The organism is Streptomyces sp. NPDC002467 (genome assembly GCF_042889825.1).
In the GTDB taxonomy this organism is placed as follows: domain Bacteria; phylum Actinomycetota; class Actinomycetes; order Streptomycetales; family Streptomycetaceae; genus Streptomyces.
In genome coordinates this window covers 97,934-112,431 of sequence record NZ_JBIARJ010000002.1, presented here as the reverse complement: position 1 = coordinate 112,431, position 14,498 = coordinate 97,934, and the positions used below count along the sequence as shown (strand labels likewise).

Sequence of the window (14,498 nt, the reverse complement as noted above, 5' to 3'; positions counted from 1 at the left end):
GCAGCACTCGGCTGCCGGGCCCGTCGGTCATCCGGCCTCGGCGAGGGGCACCGTCCCGGGGCGTCCGTACGGTGCCTGCGGCAGGACCCCGCCCAGACGTTCCCGAAGGGCGGTCCGGTCCGGCTTGCCCGCCGCCGTCAGGGGTACCTCCCCCATCACCAGGAGCCGCTCGGGGTGCTTGCGCCGCTCCAGACCCCGCGCCGTCAGGTGGGCGCCGAGGGCGTCCAGGGTCGGGTGCTGCGGGCCCCGCGTCACGACACAGGCCGCCAGCCGCTCCCCCATCAGGGGGTCGGGGACGCCCACGCAGACCACGTCCCGGACCTGCGGGTGCGAGCGGAGTTCGCGTTCGACCTCGGCCGGGCTGATGTTGGCGCCGCCGCGGATCACGATGTCCTTCAGGCGGCCCACGACGTGCAGGACGCCGTCGGCGTCGAGGTGGCCGAGGTCTCCGGTGCGGACCCAGCCGTCGGGCGTGCGGTAGCGGGCGTCCAGATCGGGGGCGCCCACGTAGCACAGCGGGGTCATGGGACCCCGGGAGATGATCTCCCCGATGTCGCCGCGGGGCAGCGGCTCGTGGGTGTCGGGGTCGGCGATGCGGATCTCCGCGACCCTGGGGTCGGGGTGGCCCGCGACGACGCCCGCCGCGTCGGTCGGGGGGACCGTATGGGCCAGTCCCGTGTGGCAGTTGACCCCGTCGGCGGACCCGTAGAGGTTGACCACGGGGCAGCCGAACGCCTTCGCGGCGGCGCCGGCGGTCGCCGCGTCGAGCGGAGCACCGCCCAGGACCAGCGCGGTGGGCGCGGGCAGCCGCTCGCCCGTCGCGTCGAGGCGTTCGATCATCATCCGGACCATGGTGGGCACGCCGAGGACGTGGGTGGGCTCGTGCTCGCGGATCGCCGCGATGGCGGCCCCGGGCGAGAACTCGTCGAGCAGGACCAGGGTGCCGCCGTGCCGGGCGAGGGTGACGGCCGTCCCGTTGGAGCCGAAGGCCGAGGCGAGCGGCACGAGGAAGAGGCAGCGCGGGGGCGCCGCGTCGGGGATGAGGGAGGCGAGGAAGTTCCCCCGTCCGCCGGCCAGCGCGTTGTGCGAGTAGGCGATCATCTTCGGCTCGGCTTCCGAGCCCGAGGAGACGAGGATCCGGGCGGCGCTGTCCGGGTCCGGGCGGGCGGGGACGAAGCCGCCGAGGTCGCGGCGCACGAGCGCCGACCACGGGACCGTTCCCTCGGGGGCGGTACCGGGGCCGACCGCGACGACGTGCCGGAGGGCGGGCAGGGTCCGCGAGAGCGTGCGCAGGTCGGCCGCGTGCCGGAAGTCGCGGTGTTCGATCGCGGCGATGACGGCGACGGCCTCGGCCCGGCGGAGCAGGCACTCGGCCTCGACCGTGCCGCGGCCCACGGGGAAGGGCAGGGCGACGGCGCCGAGGGCGGCGAGGGCCAGGTCTGCGATGACGGCGTTCCGGTTGCTCGGGAGCTGTACGCCGACCACGTCACCCTCGCGTATGCCGAGACCTCTCAGGCCGGTGGCCAGACATCGCACCTTGCGGTCCAGTGCGGTGTAGCAGAGCTTTCCCTTGGCATCCAGGACGGCCGTGCGGTGCAGGTCGGCGATCTGTCGGGCGCGGAAGAGGCTGTAGAGGTCGAGGTCGGGGCAGGTGCCGTCGACCACCCAGGAGCGTCGGAGTCCGGCGGGCAGCAGGTCGTGCAGTTCGACGGTCATGCGTAGCTCCAGGGGTCGGGAACGGCGGGGGCACCGTGCGCGTCGCGGCCGATCGAGCCGGCGAACCGCGGGTCGTGGTGCAGGTCGGCGAGGTCGGTGGTGACGGCGGTGGCGGTGAGGCCGTGGGCACCCAGCCGGGCCAGGGCGTCGGTCGTGGAGAGGTCGCGCAGGTCGTACGCGGCCGCGGCGACCGCGCTCTCGTCGGCGGGGGCGATCCAGCCGTCGGCCGTCGGCAGGGGGCGGCGGAAACCGGCGGGCCGTCGGGGGTTCTCCCCGCGCGCCGCCCTCCGCAGGGCGGGGCCGGTCAGGGTGTCGGCGGCGCCGAGGAGCGAGGAGTCCACCCGGACGCCGCGGCCGGTGCGTTCGCGCAGCAGCAGTCCCGCGAGCACGGCTTCGCCGCCGTGCAGGCCACCGAGTACGTCGAGCAGGGTCATCAGCGAAGGTGCCGGGGGCTCGCCCTCGGGGCGTACGGCCTCGCCGACGCCGGTGCGGGCCTGAACCATGAAGTCGGTGCCCATGGGGGCGTCCCGGAGGCGGTCGGCCCAGCCGCTCGTGTAGGCGTACACGAGGCTCGGGTTGACGGGTGCGAGGTCTTCGGCGTCGAGCCCGAGCTCGGCGGCCTTGCCCGGTGCCCAGTTGTGCAGGAAGACGTCCGCCTCCGCCGCCATCTCCCGCAGCCGGCGCCGGTCGGACTCGGACTTGATGTCGATCTCGACGGCCTTCTTCCCCCGGTTGAGGGCGAGCCAGCGCGCCGAGATCCCGGAGCAGGCGGGCGGCATGCCCCGCAGCGGGTCGCCGCCCGGCGGCTCGATCCGGATGACCTCGGCCCCCAGCAGCCCGAGCAGGTGGGCCGCGAGCGGCGCCTGGATGCGACGGCCCGCCTCCAGCACCGTGAGTCCGGCCAGCGGCCGGCGGGCGGTGGGGCCGGCGGGCCTGCGCGGGCTCCCGGGCAGGAGGCCGTCGGCCAGTGGCCGCAGCGACCAGGGTGCGGCGCCGTCGGCCTCCAAGGCGCGCTCGGCCAGGGTGCGCAGGACGCACACCTCGGCGCCGGAGGCCAGCGCGGCCCGTCGGATCCGCGGGAGGGGGTGTGAACGGGTGACGGCGTGGAGCGCTCGGGGGAAGGGCGCGCAGGCGGTGGCGTAGCGGAACTGGAACGGCCGCCATCCCGCGCGTATCGCGTCGGCCGGGGCTTCCAGGGCCCGCCAGAACGCGGCCCACGCTCCCGGGTCCAGGGTCTCCAGCTCGAACAGCACCCCCTCGGCGGAGGCGAAGGGCGGCCCTCCCGGGGCGAGTTCGGCGGCTTCACCCTCATCGGCCCCGGCCGCCGCGAGGTACTGGGACACGGCGAGCAGCCCGGCGCGGTCGGCGCCGACGGTGACGTGGGTGGGCTCGACTCCGCGGGCCTGACCGACCAGGCCCGCGAGCAGTCCCTGGACGGTGAGGACGGCGGTCGCGGTCGCCGCGTAGTCGGCGGCCAGGCCGCGCGGCGCTCCGTCGCGCCGGCCGTGGACGGCCATCATGCCGGTGGCGGCCTGCACGGTCGCCTCGTCGACGAGCCCACTCCCGTGGCTCGCCCAGCCGGTGGTCGCGCGCCCCGGCTCGAAGCCGCCGCCGCGTAGCGTGACGCGGCCCGACCGGTCGTCGTCGGCGAGCCCGTCGGATCTCGCTCCGAGCAGCCGCAGGTGCGCGGTGACGAGGTCGGTGATCTGCGGGGGCCCCGAGGTGCCGAAGCCCAGTGCGTCGAGCGGCCGGACCGTCTGCGTGGTTGCGGGGGACGCCATGCCTCTCCTCTCCCGGCGCGGCGGTGGCCGTCGCCCAGGTCGAACGGAACGCGGGAACTCCCGGGGGTGCGCACCCGACCAGTTCCTCGGACAGGGAGTCGGACAGCAGTTCCCACGGGTTCCCGGGAACGAGGAGGTACGCGGTGACGGTTTCGGGTGCGGTGCACGACGGATCGAAGCGACCCGGCATGCGGACGAGCGAGTTGGAGGAGCGGATCGGCGCGTTCGTCCGCACGAGGGTGTTCCCGTCCGAGACGGTGCTGGACACGGGCGGAAGGGAGGCCGTCGCCGCCCTGGCCGAGTTGCGGGCCGAGGCGCGCGCCGCCGGGCTGTGGGCCCTGCCGCTCCCCGCGGACCTGGGCGGCGGCGGCCTGACCTTCCGTGAGTACGCGGCGCTGGCCGAGGCCGAGGGTGCCAGCGATCACGGTCCCGCCGCGCTGGGTTCGGCACCCCTGCTCGACGTCACGATGCTCAACCGTCACGGTGGCGCCCGGGTCCGCGAGGAGTACCTGGAGCGGCTGGTCGCGGGCGAGCTGCGTGCCTGCTACGCCATGACCGAACCGGACGTGCCGGGTACCGACCCGCTCCTCACCGGCACCCGCGCCGAGGCCCGGCCCGACGGCAGTTGGCGGGTCAGCGGCCGCAAGTGGTTCACCTCCGGCGCCGCGGGCGCGGGCCTCGTCACCGTCATGGCGCGGACGGCCGGGGCGACGGGCGACCGGGAGGGGCTGTCCCTGCTGCTCGTACCGACCGGCTCGCCCGGATTCCGGGTCGTGCGCCGACTGCCCGTACTGGGCGCGGCGGACCAGTACGAGATCGAACTGGACCGGGTGCCCGTGCCCGCCGACCACCTCCTGGGCGCGGGCGGCGACGCACTGGACATCGCGGGCGAGCGGCTCGCGCTCGGCCGCACCCTGCGGTGCCTGCGCTGGCTCGGCCAGGCACAGCGGGCCTTCGACCTCATGTGCGAACGCGCCGCCACGCGCGGCGGGTCACGCGGGCCCCTGGCCGGCCGGCAGCTGGTCCAGCAGCACGTCTTCGACGCGCTGCTCGCGCTGCGCACCACCCGCCCCCTGGTCCACGAGGCCGTCGCCCTGATCGCGGCCGGAGCGGACGCCCGTACCGAAGTGGGTCTGGCCAAGGTCGCCGCCGCGCGGATGTTGCAGCAGGTCACGGACTCCGCCATCCAGGTCCACGGGGCGGCCGGACTCGGCCCCGACACGGCACTGCCCGCCCTGTTCCGGGTCGGGCGGGCGGCCCGGATCCTCGACGGTCCGGACGAGCTGCACATCACCTCGGTGGCCCGCCGGGTGCTGCGCGGCTACGGCCACGGCTCCGGGCACGGGGCCTGAGGGAGGCCTGAGGGGGCGTGAGGTCGGTCTAGACGCGGGTGATGTCGACGAGGTCGTCCTGGTCGTCGAGTGCGGCCAGGCCGAGGGCCAGGAAGAAGTCGCCCCAGATCAGTTCGTGGCGTACCGCCAGGCCCTTGGCCGCGTCGTAGCAGCCGTCCAGCAGCATGCCCGCCGGGCGGTCCGGGCCCGGTCCCGTGAGGTGGGCCTCGGTCAGTCGGCGCAGGATGGCCGCGGCCCGGGAGGAGCACGCCGCGGCCCTGGGCGCCCGTGCCCGGGAGAGCTTGAGCAGGGCGACGGCGGTGATGGCGGCGGCCGAGGTGTCGACGGGCCCCAGCGGCCGGGACGCCTCGTTGGGCGGGACGAGCCGCCCGGTCAGGACCTCCGCCCGCACCAGCAGTTGTCGCGCCGCGAAGGCGAGCCGCTCGGGCCGGTGGCCGGCCACCTCGGGGTGGAGCAGCGCGTCGGCCACGGCCAGGAGCAGCCACGCCTCGCCCCGGCTCCAGCCGGGTGGCGGGTCCTCGTGGGGGTGCCACCCCGTGGCCGGGTCGAACCGCCAGGCGGGCCGCGGCCGGCCGCCGTTCCCCGCTCCCTCCGCGCCGAGGCAGAGGTCCAGGTGCCGGTGGAGGTGGGTCGCCGCCACGGCCGGCCCCTCGGGTCCCGCCCCGGCCAGGAGGGGTACCAGCCCCGGTACCGCGTCCGCGCGGGCCAGGAGGCGGGGGCCGCCGAGGGCCGCGCCCCAGGGGACGACGCCCGCCCCTGGATCGTAGGAGTCCAGGCAGGCACGGGCCGCCCTCGCCCGGAGCGCGACCGCTTCGGCCGCGTCGGGTGCCGGGGCCGTCGCGTACCAGAAGATCAGCCCCCGGGTGGCGGTGTCGGCCCCGGCCCACGGCGCGAGCCGGGCCGTGCACTCCACGGCGGCCCGCCGGTGTGCCCGGTCCCCGGTGCGGCGGGCGCGGAGCCACAGCAGCCCGGCCCAGAAACCGCCGGTCCACGAGCCGCGGCCGGTGGTCTTCCACCGCCCGTCGGCCGGGTCGGCGTACAGCGGGAAACGGTTGCCGACCTCGGTCTCGGTCACCGTGACCCGGTCGATGACGGCCGTGAGCGCCCGGCCGGCCCAGTCGTCGGAGGTCATGCCGTCTTCCCCGTCCCCGCGCGCCGGTCCCGTACGGCCCAGAGGAACGCGACCGCTGCCGCCGCCGCGAACTCGACCCCGACCAACAGCCATCCGGCCCCGTACCGCCCGCTCTGCGCGAGGAGGCCGAACAGCGGCGGTCCCGCGGCGAATCCGGCGAAGAACCCCGCCGCGACGAGCGCCGAATCCCGTCCCGCCCGGCCCGGGGCCGCGCGTTGTACGACCAGCACCATCGAGACGGCGTTGCCGGAGACGGCGAACACTCCGACGGCGACGGCGCCGACCCACACCAGCGGACGCGCCGACAGCCCGCCCGCCAGCAGGGCCGCGGCGCCCACGGCGCCGCAGGCCAGCAGAGCCGGCAGCCACTCGGCCCGCCCCGGTCGGGCGGCCTGCGACCACCCGACCCGCCCGAGGACGCCCGCGACGCCGAGGACGGCGACCAGGCCGCCGGCCACGGTGGGGCCCATGCCCAGGCCGCGCACCCCGTACAGGGCGAGGTACGTGTTGACGGAGGCGATCCCGGCTCCCAGGAACACCGAGAAGCCGGCCAACCAGGCCACCATCCCGCGCGGTGTGAACGCCGTACGAACGGAAGGGGCCGGCCGGACGGCCGGGTCGGCGGGCAGCGCGCGCAGCGCCCACGCTCCGGCGAGGAGTGCCGCCCCGGAGGCCGTCCACACCGCGCCCCGCCAGCCGAGTGCGCCCGCGAGGGCGGCGAGCGGCAGTCCGGCCGCGAACGCGCCCAACTGCACACCGGATTGCTTGAGGCCGGTCACCGCACCCCGCCGGGCCTGCGGGACCACGGCCAGGATCGCCTTGTTGGTGGCGGGGTTGGCCAGGGCCTGCGGTACGCCGCCCAGCGCGACCGCGCCCAGCAGCGGGGGCGCGCCCGGAGCGGAACCGATCAGGGCGAGCGCGAGGGAGGAGACGAGGAGCAGGAGCGCCAGCGAGCGCCGGGGCCCGACGCGGTCGACCATCCGGCCGCCGGCCGGGGAGAGCGCGGCGGCCGTCCCGAATCCGACCGTGGTCGTCAGCCCCAACACCGTCGGGGAAATGCCGAGTTCGTCGACGAGGCGCGGCCCCAGCGCGCCGATCAGGAACAGTTGGAGCATCGAGAACGCCATGGCGCAGGTGAGCAGCGCGGTCAGGCGTCGAGCCTCCCGGGCCGGACCGCCCGCCGCGGGAGCGGTCGCCGCCTCCGTCCTCCCTGACGTCACAGAAATCTCCGTTCCCGGATGTTGAACCGCACGACCGACCGGGAAGGCAGTCGGATGGACCGGTGCCGGAGTTCCCTCCTCCCTCTGTGCCCTGCGCCACAACCGGCTCGCGGACGTACGGATTTCAAGGGGTGCCGCACCCGCGGTCGAGAACTTGTCAGGAAGTGCGCACCCCCCTGCACAGCCCTGAAGGCCGATGCGAGGATGAACCGCCATGACGCCAGGCCACGGTTTACGAGCGGTACGGGCTGCGATGTTCGCAGCCGTCTGCGTGCTGCTCGCGTCGGTCGGCCACGTGCTCATGTCCGGTACGGCCGTGCCCTGGTGGGCGATGTCCGCCGGCTTCGTGGGCACGGCGATCGCCGCCTGGTCCCTCGCGAGCCGTGAACGCGGGCCGCTCGCGGTGATCGCGGCGACGGTCGCGGTCCAGGGGGCGCTCCACTCCGGCTTCTCCCTGGCCCAGTCGGTCCTGCGCCCTTCCCCGCCGTCCGGCACCTCGCACGCGCACCACGGCATGCACGACGTGCACGACATGGGCGCCATGGCCGGGACGCACGAGATGCCGGGCATGGCCGGCATGACCACGCTCGACCCGCCCCCGCTCGACGCGTCCTCCATCGGCATGTCCCCGATCGGCATGATCGCCGCGCACCTGTTGGCCGCTCTGCTCTGCGGCCTGTGGCTGGCCCACGGCGAAAGGGGAGCCTTCCGCATCCTGCGCGCCGTCGCGGGCCGGCTCTGGACACCGCTTCGGCTGCTCTTCGGCCTCGCTCCGGCTCCTGCCCGGCCGCGCGTCCCCGTACGTCGGCCGCGGCGGGGCCCCGCGCTCCCGCAGCTGTTCCTCGTCCACGCCATCACCCAGCGGGGCCCGCCGCCGGGAACCGCTGTCCTGTGACAGCAGGTTCCCCGAGCGTGCGCTGACGGCCCTTCTCCCGCCTGTCGCGCCTCGGGCATCGGCCATGCCCTCCGGCGGGCCGTACCCCCTTCACCGGCCCCGCCGCGTGCGGTGCCGGACACCTTGCCCCTAAGGACCTGTGGCGATGACTCCTGCCCTGCCCACCCAGCACCGTCCCGCCGGCGAAAGGCCGGCCCGGCACACCCCGGAGTCCGACGCGGAGGTGACACGACTGGCCCTCGCCGCGCGCGACGGGGACCCCGCGAAGGCCGACCGGTTCGTCCGGGCCCTGCACCGCGACGTCTGGCGGTACGTGGCGTACCTCGGCGCGGATCCCCAGGCGGCCGAAGACCTCACGCAGGACGTGTTCCTGCGGGCGCTCGCCGCGCTCCCCCGTTTCGAGGGCCGCTCCTCCGCGCGTACCTGGCTCCTGTCCATCGCCCGGCGCACCGTCGTCGACAGCGTGCGCCATGCCGCTGCCCGCCCCCGGTTGTCGGACCGGCACGACTGGCAGGCCGCCGCCGAGCAGAGCCAGCCGTACGGCCTTCCCGGTTTCGACGACGGCGTCGCCCTCGCGGAACTGCTGGCGGCCGTCCCCGCCGAGCGGCGCGAGGCGTTCGTCCTCACCCAGCTCCTCGGCCTCCCGTACGCCGAGGCCGCCGTCGCCGTCGGCTGTCCCATCGGCACGGTCCGCTCCCGGGTGGCCCGCGCCCGGATCACGCTGATCGCGCTCCTGACGGACACCGAGGCGCCCGCGACCCCGCCGAACCGACCGCCCCTCCATGACGCGGGGCGCGTCTCCCCTGCGGTCCGACCGGCCGCGCTCGCACCGTCGCCGGTCTGATCACGCGCAGGTGCGCGAGGGAGGGGCCGACCCGGCCGGTCGCGCGGCGCCGCCGGCGCCGCACCGCCGCCGGACCCTCGCCGCGCGCTGCCGACAAGCCGCAGAGGTTGGAAAATGGACGGGTGAGCAACTACCTGGGAGGACTCAGGCGCCGGCTGCTCCGCTCGGCCGCGAGACCTTCCGCCGCTCCCCGGCGTCCGGGCACGGACGGTCAACGGGAGCACGAGGAGCCCGCCCCTCCCGCCAAGGGAGGGGCGGGGCGGGCGCAGCGGCTGTCTTCCCTGCTGAGTGTGCGCAGCTTGGCCGGTGAGGTGTTCCTCGTCCAGCTGGCCCTCGTGGTCCTTCTCGTCGCCGCCTTGGTCGTGGTGCTCGTGGTCCAGGGCCGCAGCGCCGCCATGAACGACGCCCGGCACCGTACGCTCGCCGCCGCCGGGACGTTCGCGGAGTCCCCGGGGATCGTCGCCGCCCTGCGCAGCCCCCATCCCACCGCGCTGCTCCAGCCGAGCGCCGAGGCGGCCCGGAAGATCGCCGGGGTCGACGGCATCAACACGTACACGCTCGACGGGGTCACCATCACCCACAGCGACCCGCGGCAGCTCGGGAGGCACGTCGTCGGCCCGTTCTCGAAGGCGGCGGCGGGCAAGTCGTTCACCGAGACGTTCAAGGGGTCGCTGGGGCAGTCCGTGGTCTCGGTGGTCCCGGTCAAGGACGCCCGGGGCGAGGTCATCGCCATCGTCTCCTCCCCCGTCACGGTCCAGAACGTCAAGGGCATGGTGAACCGGCAGCTGCCCGTCGTCCTCGGCAGCGCGGCCGTGGTGCTCGCGCTGTCCGCGGGCGGCACCGCGTTGGTGAGCCGCCGGCTGCTGCGCCGGACCCACGGCCTGGGGCCGGCCGAGATGACGAGGATGTACGAGCACCACGACGCGGTGCTGCACGCGGTCCGCGAAGGCGTGCTGATCGTCGGCGACGGCGGGCGGCTGCTGCTGGCCAATGACGAGGCGCGGCGGCTGCTGGACCTGCCGGCGGACGCGGAGGGGCGCCCCGTCACGGGTCTGGGGCTGGAGGAGGGCATCGCCGAGCGGCTGGCGTCGGGCCGGGCCGCGACGGACGAGGTGCACATGGCGGCCGACCGGCTCCTGGCGGTGAACATCCGGCCCACCGCCCCCTTCGGGTCGACCGGCACGGTCGTGACGCTGCGGGACACCACCGAGCTGCGGGCGCTGTCCGGCAGGGCCGAGGTGGCCCGCGAGCGGCTGAACCTGCTGTACGACGCCGGGGTGCAGGTGGGGACGACGCTGAACGTGGAGCGCACGGCGCAGGAACTGGCGGAGGTGGCGGTCCCGCGCTTCGCGGACGTGGTCACGATCGACCTGCTGGACCCGGTGCTGCGCGGCGAGGAGCCGCCCGAGGCGACCACCGAGATGCGCCGCACCGCCCGCGTCGGCCTGCGGGGCGACCACCCGCTCTACCCGGTCGGCCGGCTGATCCGGTTCGTACCGTCGACCCCCATGGCCGCCGGGCTGGCCGCGGGCCACGGGGTCCTGGAGGCGGACCTGCGCACCGCCCAGAACTGGCGGGCCCAGGACCCGGGGAACGCACAGAGGATCCTGGACCGCGGCTTCCACTCCCTGATCGCCGTGCCCATGCGGGCCCGGGGCGTCGCGCTGGGGATGGCCGGGTACTGGCGGGGGCAGGACTCCCCGCCGTTCGACGAGGAGGACGTGTCCTTCGCCGAGGAGCTGACCGCCCGGGCCGCGCTGTCGGTCGACAACGCACGCCGCTACACCCGCGAGCACACCGTGGCCGACACCCTGCAGCGCAGCCTGCTGCCCCGGGGCGTACCGGAGCAGACCGCCGTCGAGGTCGCGCACCGCTATCTGGCGGCCCAGGCCGGTGTGGGCGGTGACTGGTTCGACGTGATCCCGCTGCCGGGCGCGCGGGTGGCGCTGGTGGTCGGGGACGTCGTCGGGCACGGTCTGCACGCCGCGGCCACCATGGGTCGCCTGCGGACCGCCGTGTACAACTTCTCGATGCTCGACCTGCCTCCGGACGAGCTCCTGAACCACCTGGACGAGCTGGTGGCCCACATCGACGCCGACGAGCAGGAGTGGCAGGGGATCACCGGGGCCACCTGCCTGTGCGCCGTCTACGATCCCGTCTCGGGGCGGGTGGCGGCCGCGACCGCCGGTCATCCGGGGCCCGCCCTGGTGCTCCCGGACGGCACGGTGTCCTTCCCCGAGGTGCCGGTCTCCCCGCCGCTGGGGCTGGGCGCGGGTCTGCCCAGGGAGACCGCGGAGCTGACCCTGCCCGAGGGCTCCACGCTGGCGCTCTTCACCGACGGGCTGATCGAGGGCCGGGACCGTGATCCCGACGCGGGACTGGCCGCGCTGCGCGCCGCCCTGGCCGGGCCCGCCCGGACCCCGGAGGAGGCCTGCACCGCGGTGATCGACGCGGTGCTGCCCACCCGGCCCACGGACGACATCGCGCTGCTGGTGGCCCGTACCCGGCTGATGGACCCCGCCCGGATCGCCGAGTGGGAGGTGCCCCCGGATCCCGCGGAGGTCTCGAAGGTCCGCAACGCCTGCGCCCGGCGCCTGTCGGAGTGGGGCCTGGACGACATCGCGTTCACGACGGAGCTCATCCTCAGCGAGCTCCTGACCAATGCCATCCGCTACGGGACCGAGCCGATCGGGGTGCGGCTGTTGTACGACCGCCACCTGATCTGCGAGGTCTCCGACGGGTCCAGCACGTCCCCGCACGTACGCCGGGCCGAGGACACCGACGAGGGCGGCCGCGGGCTCTTCCTCGTGGCGCAGTTCGCCCAGCGCTGGGGCACCCGCTACACCCCTCGCGGCAAGATCATCTGGAGCGAGCAGGCCCTCCACGAGGGGGGCGCGCCGTCCGAGGAGGTCGGGGAGGAGGAACTGCTGGCCGGGTGGGACGACGAGCCGCTGTGAGAACGCGCCGACGAAGGAGGCCGGCAGCGGAGAACCACGGGGGGACACCGCCCACTGGGACTGCGCCTCCCGGTCCGGTGAACGTACGCTGGAGTCGACCGGTACGCGATCGCCCGCCATGGAGCCTTAGTGCCCGCACCTCGTCTCCGGACAGCAGCCGTCGCCGCCTCCCTGGCCTTCACGGCGGCGGCCCTCGGCGCCTGCGGAGACGAGTCCGTCTCCGCTCCCAGAGCGCCCGCGGTGGCCACCTCCGCCCCCGACGCCGGCGGCATGGCGGCGCTGACGGCTGCGGCCAAGAAGGAGGGCGCGCTCAACACGATCGCGCTCCCGAGCGACTGGGCGAACTACGGCGCTCTCATCGACGGCTTCCAGAAGAAGTACGGGATCAAGGTCACGGTGGAGAATCCGGAGGGCACCAGCCAGGACGAGATCAACGCCCTGAAGGAGCACAGGAGCGGGGGCCTCGCCCCGGACGTGATCGACGTGGGGGACCCGTTCGCCCGGTCCGCGGCCCAGCAGGGGCTGCTCGCCCCGTACAAGGTCGCCGCGTGGGACGAGATCCCGAAGGACCAGAAGGACCCGAAGGCCCGCTGGAACAACAACTACGGCGGTTACGTCTCGATCGGCTGCGACGCCAAGCGCGTCACGACCTGCCCTTCCACCTTCGACGACCTGCGCAAGCCCGAGTACAAGGGCAAGGTCGCCCTCAACGGCGACCCGACGAAGTCCGGCTCCGCCTTCGCCGGCGTGTGGGCCGCGGCCCTCGCGAACGGGGGTTCCTTCGACGACATCCAGCCCGGCATCGACTTCTTCGCCGAGCTGGCCAAGAGCGGCAACTTCATCCCGGTCGAATCCACCCCGGCCACGATCGAGAACGGCACGACCCCGATCAGCATCGACTGGGACTTCCTGAACCTCGGGTACGCCGACGAGTTCCGCGACAAGGGCGCGGACGTCGACTGGCGGACCGCCATCCCGTTCGACGGGAGCTTCGCCCAGTACTACGCCAGTGGGGTGAACAAGGACGCCCCGCACCCCGCGGCGGCGCGCCTGTGGCAGGAGTACGTCTTCAGCCCGGAGGGGCAGAACATCCGACTCCGCGCCTACGCGCGCCCCGTGCTCATGGACGCCATGAAGGAGGACGGCACCATCGACAAGGCCGCCGCGGAGAACCTGCCGACGGTGGAGGGCACGCCGACCTTCCCGACGGAGGCACAGCGGGACAAGGCGCGGGAGACCGTCATCCGCAACTGGGCCGGGGCCGTCACGGGCTGAGGGCCGCGCGTCCGGAAGGGGGTCGGGCGGCGTTCACGTCGATGCCATCGGGTTCGGGTTCGTGCTCGCCGCCTCGGGGCCGTCGGGTGCGAGCAGCTCGTGCCGCTGCGCGAGGTAGCCGAGTTGGAACCGGCTCGTCGCTCCCAACTGGCGCATGATGGCCGAGACATGGCGTTGGCAGGTGCGCACCGAGATGCCCAGTGCGCGGGCCGTGGCCCGGTCGTCCTCGCCTTGGGCCAGGTGCCGCAGGATGGATCGTTTCACCTGATCGGCGACGTCCTGGACGAAGGCCTTCTCGCGCGGCGTGGTGATGTGCCCGCCCGTGACCCAGAGCAGTTCGATCATCTCGGCGACGAACTCGACCAGCTCCGGGCTGCGCACGAGCAGTGCGCCGCCCTCCGCGTCGTCGAGGGGAAGGACGAGCAGGGTCCGGTCGAAGACCAGGCAGCGCACGAGGCCGCCCGGGACCGTTCTGGCCTCGGCTCCGAGGTCCGCCAGTTCGGCCTCGTGCCGCATGGTCGGCGGGTCGAAGCGCGCCGAGTGCTGGTACAGGGTGCGGACCCGCACTCCGCGCGCGAGCAGGTCCCGGTCGCGGTCGCGTGCGCGGCTCAGGTCGGCGGCCGGGCGGGGGCCGCCGGGCCGGGCGCTGAGCAGTTCGCGGCGGCATTCCGCGGCCTGCTGGTCGAGGATGCGTCGCAACTCCGCGGGCGACTCGACGCGTTCCAGCGGGGGCCCCTGGAGGGCGCGCCGTCGGGCGGCGTGGACGATGGCGAGCTCCGCCAGTTGCCCACGCATACGCAGCAGGTCGAGCTGGGCGCCCTGCACCCGCTCCTGCCAGCGTTTCAGCAACTCCTCCGCCACCTCGGTCGGATTGGCGGCCGCGAAGCAGTCGGCACCGATCGGCCGGACCAGCCCGTTGGCGAGGAGGCCTTCGAGGGCCCGCATGACGGCGTCGGGATCTTCGCGGGCCGATAACCGGCTTCTGCGGAGGGGGCCGTGTTCAGCGAACTCACGGTAGAGGCCCATCTCCGCGGAGGTGAGCCCCCGGGGCCGGTGGCGGTCCTGCGGGCGCTGCAGTCTGACTGTGTCCATGTCGCCGCTCTCTCGTTCGCATCCGTCGCGATCGCGATGCTAGAAGAGTCCGGGGCAGCGGCGGGGCAGCGGGAACGTGTATCGGACACGCTTTGTCCGGGGACCACGGATGCCCGACGGCGGCGCCAAATGTGTTCCCGCTGCCGGGATTTGGGGGAGGCCGCACGACGGCCCGCCGGACGGGAGGGCGCCGCGCGGCCGGTCGAGGCGCTCACAGAAGAGGCCGGAAATTTC

At 74.8% G+C, this 14,498-nt stretch carries 10 protein-coding genes; 5 read left to right on the top strand and 5 right to left on the bottom strand.

Translation table 11 applies throughout. The features are described 5' to 3' along the window. Window positions 1-27: 27 nt before the first annotated feature. Both ACFYYJ_RS03850 and ACFYYJ_RS03845 read right to left on the bottom strand, forming a co-directional pair. Complete coding sequence (locus tag ACFYYJ_RS03850) at window positions 28-1,716, bottom strand: class I adenylate-forming enzyme family protein (protein WP_389128201.1); 1,689 nt, start codon at window positions 1,714-1,716, stop codon at window positions 28-30. Next, a complete protein-coding gene (locus ACFYYJ_RS03845) occupies window positions 1,713-3,497 on the bottom strand; it encodes a CoA transferase (RefSeq protein WP_389128199.1) in 1,785 nt (594 codons plus the stop codon). Before ACFYYJ_RS03845 ends, ACFYYJ_RS03850 begins: the two co-directional genes overlap by 4 nt. Window positions 3,498-3,685: 188 nt before the next feature. Between ACFYYJ_RS03845 and ACFYYJ_RS03840 the strand changes: the two genes are divergently transcribed. Continuing rightward, entirely contained in the window at window positions 3,686-4,849 is a 1,164-nt protein-coding gene (locus ACFYYJ_RS03840; RefSeq protein ID WP_385125320.1) for an acyl-CoA dehydrogenase family protein, read from the top strand. Window positions 4,850-4,877: 28 nt separating this feature from the next. On the opposite strand, the gene ACFYYJ_RS03835 is transcribed toward ACFYYJ_RS03840, so the two are convergent. Then, window positions 4,878-5,981: a sugar ABC transporter permease gene (locus ACFYYJ_RS03835; protein WP_389128197.1), complete on the bottom strand. Its 1,104-nt coding sequence runs from the start codon at window positions 5,979-5,981 to the stop codon at window positions 4,878-4,880. Next, complete coding sequence (locus tag ACFYYJ_RS03830) at window positions 5,978-7,201, bottom strand: MFS transporter (protein WP_389128195.1); 1,224 nt, start codon at window positions 7,199-7,201, stop codon at window positions 5,978-5,980. The genes ACFYYJ_RS03835 and ACFYYJ_RS03830 overlap by 4 nt, the downstream gene beginning before the upstream one ends. 253 nt (window positions 7,202-7,454) lie before the next feature. Between ACFYYJ_RS03830 and ACFYYJ_RS03825 the strand changes: the two genes are divergently transcribed. The 4 genes from ACFYYJ_RS03825 (at window position 7,455) to ACFYYJ_RS03810 (ending at window position 13,172) form a co-directional block, all read left to right on the top strand. Then, window positions 7,455-8,096, top strand: a complete 642-nt coding sequence (locus ACFYYJ_RS03825) for a hypothetical protein (protein WP_389128193.1) — start codon at window positions 7,455-7,457, stop codon at window positions 8,094-8,096. A 145-nt stretch (window positions 8,097-8,241) separates the two neighbouring features. Next, the gene (locus ACFYYJ_RS03820) at window positions 8,242-8,940 is read left to right on the top strand and encodes a sigma-70 family RNA polymerase sigma factor (protein WP_385125259.1); all 699 of its coding nucleotides are present in this window, start codon (window positions 8,242-8,244) and stop codon (window positions 8,938-8,940) included. Between the two features lie 290 nt (window positions 8,941-9,230). Further along, window positions 9,231-11,897 carry a SpoIIE family protein phosphatase gene (locus ACFYYJ_RS03815; RefSeq protein ID WP_389128190.1) on the top strand — a complete coding sequence of 889 codons (2,667 nt, stop codon included), beginning with the start codon at window positions 9,231-9,233 and terminating at the stop codon, window positions 11,895-11,897. Window positions 11,898-12,026: 129 nt separating this feature from the next. Then, entirely contained in the window at window positions 12,027-13,172 is a 1,146-nt protein-coding gene (locus ACFYYJ_RS03810; RefSeq protein WP_389128188.1) for an ABC transporter substrate-binding protein, read from the top strand. A gap of 33 nt (window positions 13,173-13,205) precedes the next feature. Here ACFYYJ_RS03810 and ACFYYJ_RS03805 read toward each other — a convergent pair whose 3' ends face one another. Continuing rightward, the gene (locus ACFYYJ_RS03805; protein ID WP_385125263.1) at window positions 13,206-14,264 is read right to left on the bottom strand and encodes a LuxR C-terminal-related transcriptional regulator; all 1,059 of its coding nucleotides are present in this window, start codon (window positions 14,262-14,264) and stop codon (window positions 13,206-13,208) included. Between the last annotated feature and the right edge of the window lie 234 nt (window positions 14,265-14,498).

Coding starts and splice junctions, on each gene's coding strand:
- ACFYYJ_RS03850 (WP_389128201.1), bottom strand. CDS start 1,716: ATGACCGTCGAACTGCACGACCTGCTGCCCGCCGGACTCCGACGCTCC.
- ACFYYJ_RS03845 (WP_389128199.1), bottom strand. CDS start 3,497: ATGGCGTCCCCCGCAACCACGCAGACGGTCCGGCCGCTCGACGCACTG.
- ACFYYJ_RS03840 (WP_385125320.1), top strand. CDS start 3,686: ATGCGGACGAGCGAGTTGGAGGAGCGGATCGGCGCGTTCGTCCGCACG.
- ACFYYJ_RS03835 (WP_389128197.1), bottom strand. CDS start 5,981: ATGACCTCCGACGACTGGGCCGGCCGGGCGCTCACGGCCGTCATCGAC.
- ACFYYJ_RS03825 (WP_389128193.1), top strand. CDS start 7,455: ATGTTCGCAGCCGTCTGCGTGCTGCTCGCGTCGGTCGGCCACGTGCTC.
- ACFYYJ_RS03820 (WP_385125259.1), top strand. CDS start 8,242: ATGACTCCTGCCCTGCCCACCCAGCACCGTCCCGCCGGCGAAAGGCCG.
- ACFYYJ_RS03805 (WP_385125263.1), bottom strand. CDS start 14,264: ATGGACACAGTCAGACTGCAGCGCCCGCAGGACCGCCACCGGCCCCGG.